The organism is Pseudohaliea sp. (genome assembly GCF_054552115.1).
In genome coordinates this window covers 81,311-96,367 of the sequence record NZ_JBTOLW010000007.1, presented here as the reverse complement: position 1 = coordinate 96,367, position 15,057 = coordinate 81,311, and the positions used below count along the sequence as shown (strand labels likewise).

The 15,057-nt window shown below is 69.8% G+C and carries 13 protein-coding genes; 4 read left to right on the top strand and 9 right to left on the bottom strand.

From position 1 onward, the window contains the following. Nucleotides 1-14: 14 nt before the first annotated feature. Complete coding sequence (locus tag ACX93N_RS05695) at nt 15-1,517, bottom strand: CoA-acylating methylmalonate-semialdehyde dehydrogenase (RefSeq protein ID WP_459427434.1); 1,503 nt, start codon at nt 1,515-1,517, stop codon at nt 15-17. A 171-nt stretch (nt 1,518-1,688) separates the two neighbouring features. Here ACX93N_RS05695 and ACX93N_RS05690 point away from each other — a divergent pair, with 171 nt between their 5' ends. The 3 genes from ACX93N_RS05690 to ACX93N_RS05680 all read left to right on the top strand — a co-directional run bounded on the left by ACX93N_RS05690 (nt 1,689) and on the right by ACX93N_RS05680 (nt 5,420). Continuing rightward, the gene (locus tag ACX93N_RS05690; protein ID WP_459427433.1) at nt 1,689-2,522 is read left to right on the top strand and encodes a helix-turn-helix domain-containing protein; all 834 of its coding nucleotides are present in this window, start codon (nt 1,689-1,691) and stop codon (nt 2,520-2,522) included. 28 nt (nt 2,523-2,550) lie between these two features. Next, a complete protein-coding gene (locus ACX93N_RS05685) occupies nt 2,551-4,713 on the top strand; it encodes a lytic transglycosylase domain-containing protein (RefSeq protein WP_459427432.1) in 2,163 nt (720 codons plus the stop codon). Nucleotides 4,714-4,844: 131 nt separating this feature from the next. Continuing rightward, nucleotides 4,845-5,420 (top strand): DUF4136 domain-containing protein, encoded by a 576-nt coding sequence (locus ACX93N_RS05680; RefSeq protein ID WP_459427431.1) that lies wholly within the window; start codon nt 4,845-4,847, stop codon nt 5,418-5,420. A gap of 18 nt (nt 5,421-5,438) precedes the next feature. Here ACX93N_RS05680 and ACX93N_RS05675 read toward each other — a convergent pair whose 3' ends face one another. Next, a complete protein-coding gene (locus ACX93N_RS05675) occupies nt 5,439-6,407 on the bottom strand; it encodes a 2-hydroxyacid dehydrogenase (protein WP_459427467.1) in 969 nt (322 codons plus the stop codon). A 130-nt stretch (nt 6,408-6,537) separates the two neighbouring features. Between ACX93N_RS05675 and ACX93N_RS05670 the strand changes: the two genes are divergently transcribed. Further along, a complete protein-coding gene (locus ACX93N_RS05670; RefSeq protein ID WP_459427430.1) occupies nt 6,538-7,233 on the top strand; it encodes a cupin domain-containing protein in 696 nt (231 codons plus the stop codon). A 27-nt stretch (nt 7,234-7,260) separates the two neighbouring features. Here the strand turns inward: ACX93N_RS05670 and ACX93N_RS05665 are convergent, their stop codons facing one another. The 7 genes from ACX93N_RS05665 to ACX93N_RS05635 form a co-directional block, all read right to left on the bottom strand. Further along, entirely contained in the window at nt 7,261-8,025 is a 765-nt protein-coding gene (locus ACX93N_RS05665; protein ID WP_459427429.1) for an SDR family oxidoreductase, read from the bottom strand. Between the two features lie 24 nt (nt 8,026-8,049). Continuing rightward, nucleotides 8,050-9,222, bottom strand: coding sequence for an MFS transporter (locus tag ACX93N_RS05660; RefSeq protein ID WP_459427428.1), 1,173 nt, complete (start codon nt 9,220-9,222; stop codon nt 8,050-8,052). 16 nt (nt 9,223-9,238) lie between these two features. Further along, the gene (locus tag ACX93N_RS05655) at nt 9,239-9,811 is read right to left on the bottom strand and encodes a UbiX family flavin prenyltransferase (RefSeq protein WP_459427427.1); all 573 of its coding nucleotides are present in this window, start codon (nt 9,809-9,811) and stop codon (nt 9,239-9,241) included. Then, nucleotides 9,804-10,187, bottom strand: a complete 384-nt coding sequence (locus ACX93N_RS05650) for a nuclear transport factor 2 family protein (protein ID WP_459427426.1) — start codon at nt 10,185-10,187, stop codon at nt 9,804-9,806. Before ACX93N_RS05650 ends, ACX93N_RS05655 begins: the two co-directional genes overlap by 8 nt. Before the next feature lie 77 nt (nt 10,188-10,264). Next, nucleotides 10,265-11,143, bottom strand: a complete 879-nt coding sequence (locus tag ACX93N_RS05645; RefSeq protein ID WP_459427425.1) for an alpha/beta fold hydrolase — start codon at nt 11,141-11,143, stop codon at nt 10,265-10,267. Further along, a complete protein-coding gene (locus ACX93N_RS05640) occupies nt 11,136-12,698 on the bottom strand; it encodes a class I adenylate-forming enzyme family protein (protein WP_459427424.1) in 1,563 nt (520 codons plus the stop codon). Before ACX93N_RS05640 ends, ACX93N_RS05645 begins: the two co-directional genes overlap by 8 nt. A 9-nt stretch (nt 12,699-12,707) precedes the next feature. Continuing rightward, nucleotides 12,708-14,963, bottom strand: a complete 2,256-nt coding sequence (locus ACX93N_RS05635) for a TonB-dependent receptor (protein WP_459427423.1) — start codon at nt 14,961-14,963, stop codon at nt 12,708-12,710. Nucleotides 14,964-15,057: the final 94 nt, after the last annotated feature.

The window sequence follows — 15,057 nt, the reverse complement described above, 5'->3', positions numbered from 1 at the left end:
TGGCGGATGCCGGCCTAGCGCAGGTTGATGCTCATGTTCGGCTGGCTGCCGGCGGCCTCCGGTTCGGCGTGACGCCAGCGGGCGGTCACTGTCTTGGTCTCGGTGTAGAAGCGCACTGCCTGCTTGCCATAGGGGTGCAGATCGCCGCGGAAGGAACCGCGCCAGCCGCTGAAGTTGAAGAAGGGCAGGGGCACCGGGATGGGGATGTTGATGCCCACGTTACCCACGGCCACCTCGTGCTGGAACTTGCGCGCCGCGCCGCCGGAAGCGGTGAAAATCGAGGTGCCGTTGCCCACCTCGAGGGCGTTGATCTGCGCGATCGCGGCCTCGAGCGTGTCGGCCTGCATGCAGCACAGCACCGGACCGAAGATCTCTTCCTTGTAGATCGTCATGTCCGGCGTGACGTCGCTGAAGATCGTCGGGCCCACCCAGTTGCCGTCCGGGAAGCCGTCGACGACGCAGTCGGAGCCGTCGAGCAGGCAGGTGGCGCCCTCTTCCTTGCCCTTGGCGATGAGGCCGAGGACGCGGTCCCGGGCCGCAGTGGAGATGAGCGGGCCGTAGGCCGCGCCGGCGTCGTCCCAGGCACCGGGGCGGGCCTTGCCCACGCGCTCGGCGAGTTCCGGGATCCACTCGGCCGCTTCGCCGACGAACAGCGCGACGGAGATAGCCATGCAGCGCTGCCCCGCGGCGCCCACGGAGGCTCCGACCAGGGCATTGAGAACGCTGTCCTTGTCGGCGTCGGGCATGATCACCATGTGGTTCTTCGCGCCCATCATGCACTGCACGCGCTTGCCCGCCGCCGCGCTCTGGCGGTAGATGATGTCGCCGACCCGGGAAGAGCCGACGAAGGACACGGCCTGGATATCCGGGTGCGCGAGCAGCTGGTCCACCTGCGGCACAGCGCCGTGGACAATGTTCAGGATACCTTTCGGCGCGCCGGCCTCGGCGAACAGCTCCGCCAGGCGCATGGGCGTCAGGGGCACCTGCTCCGAGGGCTTGAGGACGAAGGTGTTGCCGCAGGCGATGGCCAGCGGGAACATCCACAGGGGCAGCATCGCCGGGAAGTTGAACGGCGTGATGCCGAGGCATACGCCCAGGGGCTGGGTCACGCTGTAGCTGTCGATACCGCCGGCGACGTTCTCGACGGTCTCCCCCATGAGCAGGGAGGGGATGTTCGCCGCGTGCTCGACCACCTCGATACCGCGCCAGACATCGCCCTTGGCGTCCTCGAAAGTCTTGCCCGTGTCGCGGGCGAGGAGCTCGCCGAGCTCGTCGTGGTGTTCCTTGAGCAGGGCCTGGTAACGCAGCATGAGCCGGGCGCGCTCCGGCACCGGCACCTCGCGCCAGCGCTGGAAGGCGTCCTTTGCCGTGGCGACAGCGACATCGATCTCGTCGGCGGTGGCCAGGGGCACTTCCGCAAGCACGGACTGGGTGGCCGGATCGAGCACGGGCAGCCACTCTGTGCTGCTGCTCTGGGTGAACTCACCATTGATGTACAGCGGAACCTGGGCAGGCATCGTGAACCTCGTGATCTGTTATTAAACGGGCCCACCACCCTAGCACCCGGGGCGCGCCGCTGCTATTGACGAAATTGTGAATGACATGGACTATATTGCGGTGATGGAAATACTGCCACACGGGCCTTGAGCCGACCGTCCGACTGGCCTCTCCCAAAAGATGGCGTCAGGTTGCTGACGCCGGCGTTCGTGCTGGCGTCCCTGGAAACGGACCCGCTTACCCGCGATTGCTACCCGACGGCCATGGGCTACTACCCGCGGGCCCGGGACCACCGTATGCGCCGCCAGGCACCGGACGACAACCTGCTGCTCTACTGCACGGCCGGCGGCGGCTGGCTGGAGCTGGAAGGGCGCCAGTCCGTCCGCGCCGGCGACCTGGTGCTGCTTCCCGCCGGTGCTTCCCACGGCTACGGCGCTGACCGGCGCAACCCCTGGACCCTCTACTGGGTTCACTTCCGCGGGGCCGCGAGCGACAGCTTCATCGAGCGCCTCGGCTTCCAGCGGGGCCGGGCGGTGCAGCACGCCGGCGCCAGCCCCGCGCTGGCGGCGAGCTTCGACAGCCTGCTGGCGGTGCGCAGCACCGGCTATAACCTGCTGGCCTATGTCGATGCCGCCAACCACCTGCGCCACCTCATGACCCGCTTCGCCCTGGCCGTGCGCCAGCGGCGCACCGGGCGCCCGGGCGAGCTCGACCTCGCGGCGGTCCAGGCCCACATGCGCAGCCGTCTCGACGGTCAGCTCAGCCTCGACGAGCTCGCCGGCGTGGCCAACCTCTCCCGCTACCACTTCGTCAACCGCTACCGCGCCCTCACAGGCGTGCCGCCGATACGCCACTTCCTGCAGATGAAAATGGAGGCCGCCTGCCGGCTCCTGGACGAGCCGGGCCGCAGTGTAAAGGCGGTGAGCGCCACCCTGGGCTACACGGACGCGCTCTACTTCTCCCGTGCTTTCAAGAGCGTGGTCGGGCTGTCACCGCGCGCCTACCGCGCCTCGGTGCGGCGCTGAGCCCGCGCCCATGAGGTATGCTGCACGGGTGATCAGCGCATACCGTCGCCACAGCCCACGGCGTCCACCCCGGCCCCTGCGCCGGGCCGCCGGCGCCCTGCTTCTCGCCCTGGCCGCCAGCCAGGCGGGGGCAGCGCCCGTTCCGCCGGACAACGCCCGCAGCGTCACCGTTCCCCTGCATCTCGACGCCGCCCTCCTGCAGCGGCTGCTGGAAAGGCAGCTGTTCAGCGGGCCGGCGGGCACGCACGACCTGCTCGGCGGCCGCGTGAACTGCAGCCAGCTTATCCTGAGCGAGCCCTCGCTGACTCCGCAGGCGGGTCAGCTCGGCCTTGTTGCCAGGATGCAGGCGCGGCTGGGGGTGGGCGCGAGCGGTGCCTGCACAACCCTGCTGCGCTGGCGGGGCAGGCTCGACCTCACGGGCATGCCGGCGCTGCGCGAAGCGGGGACGGCAGTCGGCTTTGAACCGGCGCGAACCCGGCTCCTGGACAGCAATGGCGAGCCGCTGCCGGCGGACCACCGGCTGCAGCAGCTGGCAGAAAACGGCGCCAGGGCCTTCTTCGCGGACTATCGCGTCGACCTCCGGCCGCAGCTCGAGGCGATGAGCGCGCTGTTGCCGGAGGTCCTGCCCCGCCAGTCCCGGGCGCAGATCGACGCGTTGCTCGACAGCCTGCGCTTGACGGCCCTGCGCGTCGATGGCGAGGGCGTCGGCGCCGACGTGCGCTTCACGGTGGAACCCGCCGGGGAGCCGGCACCGCCGGCGGCCCCCCTTTCCGCCGCGGAGCGCGACCGCTGGCAGGCCCGCTGGCAGCAGATGGACGCGCTGCTGGTACTGGCGGTAAAGCACTACGCCGCGGCGACGCAGCTCGAGGCGCTGCGCGAAGCGCTCCTGGAGGTCCTTATCGAGAGCCGCTACCGGCTCGACGACATGCTGGCGTCGACCGCCGTGGGCGCAGCAGACCCCGTGCGAGCCTGGTTCCTCGACAGCTGGCAGGCCCTGGCACCGGTCCTGCGCCGCATCGCCCTCGAGCAGCCGGGGGAGGAGCCGCTACTGCTGTTCAGCGCGCTCGCCGCCGCCGACGCACTGGCCGCCCTCGACGAGCTCGGCCCGGGCGTCGGGCTCGACATCTCCGCGGACGGCCTGCGCCGCCTGGCACGCCTCCTCGGTGGCGAGGACGGCGACGCGCTCCTGCGCTACAGCAGCGAGCTGGACCCGGTCCTGGAGCGCCTGTTCCGGGCGCACCTCGAGGGCCCGCTGGCCGCCGGCTGGCGCCTGGACCTGTCACCCTTCCCGAGCGCCGTCGCCGCGCCGGCAGACCGGCTCAACCGCTGGGCCCCACAGCGGGACGACCTCGCGGAGTATCTGCCGGAGGTCGCGGCGCTGCTGGAGACCGCGATCGGCGAGGCGCTGGACGGCCGGGAGCTCGCGCCCGACTACCGTACCCTCTTCCGTCACCTCGTGCTGGCCACGGCCTGGCAGGAAAGCTGCTGGCGCCACTACGTGGTCAGCGAGGACCGCAAGCTGGTGCCGCTGCGCTCGGGCACCGGCGATGTGGGCCTGATGCAGGTCAACGAGCGGGTCTGGCGCGGCTTCTACGACCAGCAGCGCCTGCGCTGGGACATCGCCTACAACGGGACTGCAGGGACGGAGGTACTGCTGGACTACCTGGTGCGCTACGCCCTGCGCAAGGGGGAACACCGGCAGCCGGGCGGTATCGAGAACCTCGCCCGGGCGAGCTACTCGGCCTACAACGGCGGCCCCAGCCGGCTCACCCGCTACCGCAACGCGAACGCTTCCGCCTACGGCAGGAAGGTCGACAAGGCCTTCCGGGAAAAGTACCGGCAGGTGTCGGCGGGCAACGAGCTCGCCGTGTCGCGCTGCCTTGGCGGCAACCTCAGCGGCCGCGCTGCGACGGGCGGCCCGCCCTCGGGCGCGGGCACCGCTGCGCAGCAGTTCACGCTGCAGCTCGGCGCCTTCAGTACCCGGACGGCGGCGCAGCGCTTCATCAGCGAACACCGGCTGGCAGAGGCGGCATGGCTGCAGCGCGGGGACAGCGGCGGCGCGGCCCGTTACCTGGTCCTGTACGGCCGCTATGCCACGCGAGCGGCCGGCGAGTCCGCGCGGGCGGCGCTGCCGGGGCTGGAGGCCTGGCTGCGGCCCCTGGAAGCGCCGCGCAGCGACGGCGGCACCTGAGCCCGCAGGACAATATCCCTGCAAGTTGAGGGTTTTTCGCCGCAGATAGCCATCCGATCTGCCACGTTGCCGCCGAGAGCAACAGCTTCTCTGCTACACTTGAAGGCAGCACACCGCAAGCGAGGCTCCCGATGCGCGCCCTGACCACCCTGCTGCTCACCACGCTGCTGCTTAGCACGCTGCTGGCCGGCTGCACCGCCGGCATCCAGACCGACCCGGCCGACACGGCAGGTTTCGCTGCGGGCAACTACCAGACCTACGCCTGGCGCCGGCCCGCGCTGCCGGTGAAGGGCTCCGGCGCCGACAGCATCTACCGGCTCGACCCGGTGCTGCGTGCCGCGGTGGACGAAACCCTGGCCGGGAAAGGCTACCGGCGCGTCGCGGACAACCCGGACTTCCTGGTCGACTATGTGGCGGCGACGGGGCTGGTCGACGGCGCGGTCAGCCGCAGCGCCGACAACGTGAGCTACCGGCCCGCCGCCGTCCCCAACCGCAATGTCGACCAGGCGTCCATCGACAACGCCTACGCGCTCGGCGCCGTGCGGGAGACGGCCAACATCGCGGTCATTCTCTTCGACGCGGCGACCGAGGACGCGGTCTGGAACGTGCGTATCAGCAAGATCATCGAGGACCGCAACCGGGTCAACGAAGACCTGGCCCGGCGGGCCATCCGCCAGGGGCTGCGCGCCCTGCCGGAGGCGCCCTGACGGCCTCCGCGAGAGCCGCTAGCCGTAGACTTCCGGGTTGGCGCAGTGCGGCATGCGCTCACCGCGCAGGGCGGCGAGGGCGTTGGCCGCTGCGAGGTCCGCCATGCGCCGGCGCGTCAGGGCGGTGGCGCTGCCGATGTGCGGCGTGAGCACCGTGTTCGGCGCGGACAGCAGCGGGCTGCCGGCAGCCAGCGGCTCCCGCTCGTAGACGTCGAGGCCGGCGGCGCCCAGCCGGCCGCTCGCCAGTGCCTCGGCGAGCGCCACCTCGTCGACGATACCGCCCCGCGCGGTATTGATGAGCACCGCGCCGCGGCGCAGGCGGGCAAGGCGTTCGCCATCGAGGAGACCCCGGGTCTCCGGCGCCAGCGCCACGTGCACGCTGACGAAGTCGCTCTCGGCCAGTACATCGTCCAGCGGCAGTTGCTCCACCCCGGGGACGTCGCGCGGGCTGCGGTTCCAGCCGACGACGCGCATGCCGAAGGCCGCCGCGCGCCGGGCCACGGCCCGGGCGATGGCACCGAGGCCGACCAGGCCGAGGGTCGCGCCGGCGAGGTCCCGGCCGAGGAAGAAGTCCGGCGACCAGGCGTTCTCAGGGCGCCAGTCTCCGGCACGCACGAAGGCATCGGCCTCGGCGATGCGCCGCGCCGCAGCCAGGAGGAGCGCGAAGGCCGTGTCGGCGGTGGCATCCACCAGCACACCGGGGGTGTGACCGACGGCTATGCCCCGCGCCGTCGCCGCCGCCAGGTCCACGTGGTCGAGGCCCACGGAGAGGCTGCTGATGAAGCGCAGCCGCGGGGCCGATGCCAGCAACCCGGCGTCGATGCGGTCCGTGAGCAGGCAGACGAGGCCGTCCGCCTCCGACACCGCCGCGCGCAGCGCGTCGGCGGGCAGGAGGCCCGGGCCCGGCCAGCAAGCCATGTCGCAGTGCTGGCCAAGTTCCGCAATGCGCTCGCCCGGCAGCCTGTGCGTAACATAAACGTGAGACAAAGAGGGCTGCGGCAAGGGATTCTCCCGTGGTCCGCCGCCCTGGAACCCGCGCCGGAGGCGGCTGTCCAAACAAGGTTGAGAAGCGTAATACAGTAATGAAGAGTAATTCGAACGAAACGGTGAACATACCATGTGCGAGGAACTCAAGGTGCTGAACGGCGACTTCCGCCAGCGCCTGGCCATCGACACCCAGGACCTGCCCTGGACCGAGAGCCCCGGGGGCCACGTGCAGCGCAAGCGCCTGCACCTCGTCGGCCGCGCCGAAGCGGGCCAGGTCACGTCCCTCGTGCGCTACGCGCCCGGCGCGCGCTTTCCGCGCCACGACCACCCGGAGGGGGAGGAGATCCTCGTCCTCGAGGGCGTGTTTTCCGACGACCGCGGCCACTGGCCGGCGGGCACCTACCTGCTGAACCCGGAGGGCTATTCCCATGCCCCCTACTCCGAAGAGGGCTGCACGCTGTTCGTGAAGCTGCGCCAGTACCCGGGGAACGACCGGGAAAAGGTCGCCGTGCAGACAGCCGGCCAGCCCTGGCGCGGCAGCGTCCGCAAGGGCGTCGCCTGGAAGAAGCTCTACGCCCAGGAGCCCTACGCCGACTCGGCGCGCCTCGAGCGCTGGGAAGACCCGGCCTCCCTCGGCACCCTGACCTTCCCTGCCGGGGCCGAGCTGCTGGTCCTCGCCGGCGCCTTCGCCGACGAGCACGGTACCTATCGCCGCTGGAGCTGGCTGCGCATTCCCCCCGGCGGTGTGCTCACGCCCACCGGCGGCGAGTACTGTGAGCTCTACATCAAGGAGGGCGGCTTCGCCTATCTGCGCGAGGCCGCCTGAGCCGGGCCGGCCACCCCGCCAGCCACGCTAAATCGTGATGCCGCCGTCCACGAGGATGGTTTCGCCGTTGATGTAGCTGCCCGCCTCGGAAACGAGGAGCAGTACCGTACCCGCCATTTCCTGCGGCTCCGCATGGCGGCCCAGGGGGATCTGCTCCATCGCACGCTGGTAGATCTCCTCGTGCTCGAACAGCGCGCCGGCGAACTTCGTCTTCGTGAGGCCGGGCAGGAGCGCGTTGCAGCGGATGCCCAGGGGCCCGCACTCCTTGGCGAAGACCCGGGTCATGTTGACCACGGCGGCCTTGGTGATGGAGTAGATGCCCTGCAGGGGGCCGGGCTGGATTGCATTGATGGACGCGGTGTTCACGATCGCACCGCCACCCTGCTCCTTCATCAGCTTGCCGGCCTCGACGGACATGAAGAAGTAGCCGCGGATATTCACGTCGACGGTCTTCTGGAAAGCGCCCAGGTCCGTGTCGAGCACATGCCCGAAGTAGGGGTTCGTCGCGGCGTTGTTGACGAGTATATCCAGGCGGCCGTGGCCCTCGCGGATCCGCGTCATGGTGGCGTGGATGTCGTCCATGCTGCCGACGTGGCAGGCCATGGCCTCGGCGCTGCCGCCGGCCTCGCGGATGCTCGCGGCCACCGCCTCGCAATCGGGTTCCTTGCGGCTGGACACGATGACGTGGGCGCCCTGCTCCGCGAGCAGCCGGGCGATGGCCTCGCCGATACCGCGGCTGGCGCCGCTGACGAAGGCGATCTTGCCGTCGAGGTCGAAAAGGTGGGTAGCCATGGATGAAACGCTCCTCTTGTCAGGTCATGCGGGATGCGGGTGGTCGGCCTCGCGCGGCTGCACGACGGCCCAGGAGAAATACACCGCCACCACCACCGCGAAGCATAGCCACGCCGTGCGGTAGCCGAAATGGGTGAGCAGCACACCGGCCAGCAGCGGGCCGAGCACCCGGCCCCAGGCCGAGGCGGAGGCGGCCGCGCCCATCATGCGCCCGCGCAGCGCCGCCGGGGTTCGCCGGCTGGTCAGCGACTGCAGTACAGGCATGCACAGGGTCGCCCCGGTCAGCCCCACGAAGACCGAGGCGAGCATGCCGACCATGCCGTTTGCGGCCACGGCAATGCCCAGGCCCGCGAGGAAAAGGCCGACGCAGGCGCGCAGCAGGGGAATCTCCCCGGCGAGGCGCACCAGGGGGCCCATGAGCAGGCCCTGGCTCGTGGCCATGATCGCACCCTGGATGCCGAAAACGATGCCCACCTCGTGCGGGCCCCAGGCGAGCAGGTCGCCGACCCAGAGCGGGAACAGGTAGGTGAAGGCGCTGACACTCGACGTGTGCAGCACGAACTGGGCCAGCAGCAGGCGGCTTCGGGTGCGCCGCAGCAGGGCCCAGGTGCTCTCCGCCGGCGCGGCGTCCCGCTCAGCGCGCTGCTCGGCGCGGTGCGCCGGCGGCAGGCTTTCGCGCAGAAAGAACGCTGCGGCAGCCACGGCGAGCAGCGACATGCCGCCGGCGAACAGACAGGGCACCAGGAAGCTGCCGTCGGCCGAGAGCAGGCCGCCGATCACCGGCCCGAGCACCAGCCCGAGACCGAAGGCCGCGCCGATCAGGCCCATACCGCGGGCGCGCTCGCCGCTGCCGGTGAGGTCCGCCATCATCGCCGAGGCGACGCCCAGGTTCCCGGCCATGAGCCCGGCGCCGGCCCGGGCGGCATAGATCATCCACAGCTCGCTCGCCATGGCGAGGAGACCGTAGCAGGCGGCGGCCCCGGTCATGCAGATCATGATCACCGGCTTGCGGCCGATACGGTCCGACAGGCGACCCCAGAAGGGGCCGCAGAGCCCGGCGCAGACCGCGTAGCTGGCGATGATCATGGCGATATCGAGCTTGTCGGCGCCGAGCGTGGGCGACAGGAACGGCAGGATCGGAATGACGATCCCGAAACCGATCATGTCGAGGAGAACGACTCCGAAGAGCAGCGGCACTCAGCGCGCCCCCGGCTCAGTCACCGGCCCAGCGCCGGACCTCGTCGCTGTGCAGCCCGAAGAGATCCAGGGCGCGGCCGGCGCTCTGGGTCACGATCTCGTCCACGCTGCCAGGGCGCGAGTAGAAGGCGGGCACGGGCGGCGCGATCACTGCGCCCATTTCCGCGAGGCGGGTCATGGTCTTGAGGTGGCCGAGGTGCAGGGGCGTCTCGCGCACCATGAGCACCAGCCGGCGCCGCTCCTTCAGCACCACGTCGGCGGCGCGGGTCAGCAGCGTCGAGGTGACGCCGCTGCCGATCTCGGACATGCTGCGGATGGAACAGGGGGCGACCAGCATCCCCGCCGTGAGGAAAGAGCCGCTGGCGATGGCGGCGCCCACGTTCTTCACCGGGTAGCAGACATCGGCCAGCGCCTGCACCTCCTTCGCGCTGAGGTCGAGCTCGGACTGGAGCGTCAGCTCCGCCGACTTGCTCATGACCAGGTGCGTCTCCACGCCGGCGGCGCGCAGAAGCTCCAGCGCGCGCACGCCCAGGGCGATGCCGGAGGCGCCGCTGATGCCGACGATGAGGCGCTGCGGACCCTCAGCCACCCAGCTGCTCCAGCATCGCTCGCATGCGCTCGTGGAGCAGGTTCACCGCCTTGAGCGGGCGCACCATGACCTTGAACTCACTGATGAGGCCTTCTGCGTTCACGGTAATGATGTCCACACCGTTGATGTCGATGCCGTCCACGGTGCAGCTGAACTCGAGCACCGCGTGCGGCGCGTCGATGACCTCCTTCAGGTAGCGGAAGCTGTCGTTGAAGACGTGCATGGCGCCGGTGAGGTAGAGCGCCGTGAGCTCACGGCCGGCCTGCGGCGTGTGCACCACCGGTGAGTGGAACACGCAGTCCTCGGCGAGAATTTCCCCGAGCCGGGACGGGTCCCGCGCCTCGAGAAGCTCATGCCATGTGGAGAGTACCTGCATCGCTGTGCGCCTGCGGGAAACAGCGCGCAAGCATGGCACAGGGCCCGCGCGAGCTCAAATGAGACCCGCCCGGGGCTTCAGGAAAGACGGGCCAGGAAAGCGTCGATGGCGCGCAGCGCCTCCGGCTCCGTGAGCATCGGCGCATGGCCCACCCGCGGCACTTCCACCGCCTCGAGGTCCGGGTCGCGCTCGCCCATGCGCCTCACGCAATCCGCCGCGAGAATGTCCGAAAGCTCGCCGCGGATCACCAGCATCGGCACGGCGGCCGCTGCGTCGAAGACGGGCCAGAGATCCGGCGGCACCGCCCCCGTCTCCTCCGGGTCCGCCATGCCCTCGCCAATGGCCGGGTCATAGGCGAGCACGGGCACGCCGTCCTCCTCCACGTAGAGGTTGCGGGTGAAGGCGAGCCAATCGTCGTCGCTGTAGTCCGGGAACGCAACCTCGTTGATCTCCCGGGTCTTCGCCACCGCCTCGTCCCAGCTCGCAACCGGCGGGTTCTTGCCGACGTAGCGCTGGATACGCGCCAGGCCCGCCGGGTCGATCTCCGGGCCGATGTCGTTGATGACCATGCCGGCGAAGCGCTCCGGGGCCTGGGCGGCCATGAGGAAGCTCATCAGGCCGCCCATGGAGGTGCCGATCAGCACCACCCGGTCAAGGCCCAGTTCATCGAGGAGCTTGAACATGTCCTGCACGTAGGTCAGCGGCGTGTAGTTGGCGGGGGCCGGGTCCCAGGCGGAGCGGCCGCGGCCGCGCTGCTCGGCGACGATCACCCGCCGCGACGGCGCCAGGTGATCCGCGAGGCCGGCGAAATCGGCGGAATTGCGCGACAGGCCGTGCATGCACAGCACGGGCAGCGCGTCACCGCCGGGGCCGGGGTAAACGCGCGCGTAGAGGCGCAGGCCGTCGGCGCTGTCGTACCAGTGATCGCGAAAGCCGGGCTCGTGAAGGTCAGGCATAGCGTCGGTCTCCGTAGCGCTCGCGCAGTTCGCGCTTGAGCATCTTGCCGTTCGGGTTGCGTGGCAGTTCCTCCACCAGCAGGAGATCGGCGAGGCGCTGCTGCCTGCCGAGCTCGCCGTTGGCCCAGGCCAGCAGCTCGCCGGCATCGGCGGCGGGGTCCGCGGGTACCACCAGGGCCAGCGGCGTCTCGCCCCAGCGCTCGCTGGGGGCGGCGATGACGCCCGCGTCCTCGATGGCCGGGTGCGTGACCAGCACCGCCTCGATGTCCTGCGGGTAGATGTTCTGCCCGCCGGACAGGATCATATCCTTCTTGCGGTCGACGATGTACAGGAAGCCCTCGCCGTCGATGAGGCCGACGTCGCCGGAACGCAGCCAGACTTCACCGTGGTCGTCGATGTAGCGCGCCTCCGCGTTTGCCTCCGGCCGGTTCCAGTAGCCGGGCATGGTGATGCGCCCGCGGGAAACGATCTCCCCGGCGTCGCCGGGGGCGCAGGGCCGGTCGTCGTCACCGACGATGGCGATGTCCGTGCCGATGAGCGGGCGGCCGACGGAATCCCAGCGCCCCTCCGCGTCCTCGGGTTCGAGGGTGGTGATGATGCCCTCGGTGAGGCCGTAGAGCTCGACGATGCCGCAGGGAAAGGCCGCGAAGATATCGCGCTTCAGGCCCTCGCGCAGGGGCGAACCGCAGCTCATCATCGCGTGCATGCCCGACAGGTCCCGCGGGCGCTCGCGCTGCTCGGCGATCACGCGCTGGAACTGGATGGGGACCATGGCCGTGTGCGTGATGCCGTCCTCCTCGACGGCGTCGAGGAAGGCGCCGGCGTCGAAGCGCTCGTGCACAACCAGCGTGCCACCGGCCAGCAAGGTGGTCAGCATGGCCACCCAGGAGATGTTCGAGTAGAGGCCGATGGTGAGCAGCGTCCGTGCCGCGCCGTGATAGCGCAGGGCAATGGCAAGGTCGTAGGCCCAGTCGCGGCGCCCGCGGTGCGTGTGCAGGATGCCCTTGGGCAGCCCCGTCGTACCGGAACTGTAGATGATATTGAGCGGCGCCTCGGGATCGAGGGCCAGCGCCTGGGCCGGCAGCGTTTCCGGCTGGCCCGCGCAGAGGTCGTCGAGACTGTCCCAGCCGTCATCCGCCGGGCCGCTGGTGAGCCACAGCGACAGGCCCGCCGGCAGCCGGTCGCGAAGCGCGGCGAGCCGCGGTTGCTGGTCTGCACTGACGACGAGTGCGCGGATGTCCGCATCCGTGAGCATGGCGACGACCGCGTCGTCGTTCACGGACAGGTTCAGGGGCACCGAGACCGCGCCGGCGGCGAGCGTCCCGAAAAGGGCCTGCAGCATGGGCAGGCCGTTGCTCATGACCACGCCTACGCGGTCGCCGGGGGCGACGCCCCGGCTCAGGAGCCCGTGGGCGAAGCGGTGATTGGCGGCGCAGAAGGCAGCCCAGTCGAGGGTATCCCCCGCGCAGCAGACCGCCGCATTCGGGGCCCGCCACTTACCGTGCAGGGCGAGGATTTCCGGCAACAGCGGTGCCGGGGACGGAAAACGGTCCATCTTTATCGCCTAGAAGCGGTACTCGACGGTGGCCGTCCAGGTCCGCGGCGGCGCAAAGAACACCGTGGTGTTGTCCTCGAGACCGAGGGCCGACGGGCAGCCGGCGGAGGCACCGAAGCAGTAGCCGGCGGTGCGGTACTCCTCGTCCCCGAGGTTCTTGCCGTGCAGGCCCACGAGCCAGTCCTCGTCCGAAGACAGCCAGGTGATGCTGGCGTTGTAGAGGCTGTAGGCCTCCTGGTCGATGAAGGCGTTGGCCACCTCGAACTGGGTGATGTCGCCCTTGTAGGACCAGTTCGCGGAGACGCGCAGGTCACCGCCGGCCAGGGGCACATCGTAGTTGAGGGCGACGAAGGCCATCTCCTCCGGCGTGTTCTGGATCTCGCGCTGGTCGGCCACGTTGACGCCGCCGACGAACCACTCCTTGATCTCGGCGTCGAGCAGGCTCAGCGCGTACTGGGCGCTGAAGTTCTCCGTGAACAGGAAGCTGCCCTCGACCTCGATGCCGCTGATCTCCGACTCGCCGGCGTTGGTGACCGTGCCGACGAAGCTGTCGTTGACGCCGTCGCCGTCGCTGTCGACGCCCACGGAGCCGGGGATCTGCATGTCCGTGTATTCACTGTAGAACACGGCTATGTTGGTGAGCGCGCGGCCTTCCCACCAGGTGGCCTTGAGGCCGGCCTCCCAGGAGTCAAGCTCCTCGGCGTCGAAGCCCTCTTCCACGGCCGGGGTCAGGAAGTTGGCGCCGCGGGGGTCGAAGCTGCCCGCTTTCCAGCCCTTGCTGTAGCCGGCGTAGACCGTGGCGTCTTCCGTCAGCTTGTAACTCACGTTGAAGCGCGGCGACGTATCGTCGTAGGTCTGGTCGGCCTCGTAGTCGGAGGTCACCGCGAGCAGCAGGGCGGCGTCGTTGCCGAGGAACGGCGAGCCGGTGCCCAGGTAGTTGGCGCGGAAGATATCCGCCCGGCGTTCGTCCTCCGTGTAGCGCACGCCGACGGCCACGGACAGGCGGTCGGTGAGGTTGTAGGTCAGGTCGCCGAACACGGACCAGGCCTCGGTCTCGACCACGCCACCGGTGTAGGCCGTCACGGGCCCGATCTGCCCGAGGACCACGTCGAAGTCGTTGGCCGCCTCGGCGTCGAGGTAGTAATAGCCGAGCACAGCGCTGACCTTGTCCGTGTTCCAGAGCAGCTGGAACTCCTGGCTGAACTGCTCGTTGTCGTAGATCACCGGCGCGTCGAAGTCCGGCACGGCGAGACTGTCGAAGTCGATCACCGACTCCGTGTAGTCCTCCCGGTCCGCCGTAATGGAGCGCAGCGTGAGGGTGTCGGTGACGTGCCAGTCCACGGAGACCATCCAGCCTTCGTTCTCGACCGTGTTGTTGCCGTCGATACCGGCGGTGGTCGGCAGGTCCGCGGCGCCGGCGGTGCTGTCGAAGACGTCATCGAGCACCGGTGCGCCGCTGACCGCACCCGGGAAGGGACGCCAGCCGGCGACGGGGTTGGAGTCGTCCTCGGTCTTGTCATAGGCGAGGCGGACCAGGAGCTGCTCACTCGGCTCCCACTCGGCCGAGAGACGGTAGCCCACGATATCCTTGTTGTACTGGTCCTCGCCGGTGGTCAGGTTGTCACCGAAGCCGTCGCGCTGGAAGGAGGCGACGGTACCGCCGATGCGGAAGCTGTCGCTCACCGGCACCGATACGGTGCCGACGAAGTCCATCTGGTCGTAGGCGCCATAGGAGGCCCGCACCCGGCCCTCGAACTCGTCGGAGAGGCGGCGGGTGACGTACTTGATCGCCCCGCCGACGGCGTTGCGGCCGTAGAGCGTGCCCTGGGGGCCGCGCAGCACCTCGATGCGCTCGACGTCGTAGATATCGAGCATGGCGCCCTGGGGACGGGCGAGGTAGACGTCGTCGAGGTAGAGAGCGACACCCTGCTCGAAGCCGGCGAGCGGGTCCTGCTGGCCGACACCGCGGATGAAGGCGGTGAGCGTGGTGTTGGTGGCCCGGGACGGCTCCAGGGTGACGCTGGGCACGGACTGGGCGAGCTCGGAGATATCCGACGTGCCGCGCAGGGCCAGCTCCTGGCCGGTGAGCGCGGTGACGGCGATGGGCACGTCCTGCAGGCTCTCCTCCCGCCGCCGGGCGGTCACGACGACCTCCTCGAGCGCGAGGGATTTCTCCTGGGCAACGGCCGACAGGCCCGGGAAGGCCAGCGCCGAACCGGCGGCGATGGCGGCAACAAGGGGATGGCGAACGTGGTTACGTTTCATGGCGGGCACCTTTTCCTTCGTTATGAATTATCGGGCGTCACCGTGGGGTGGCGCTTTTCAACGCGCGTTGAATTCCCTGAAGGTATTCAACAGG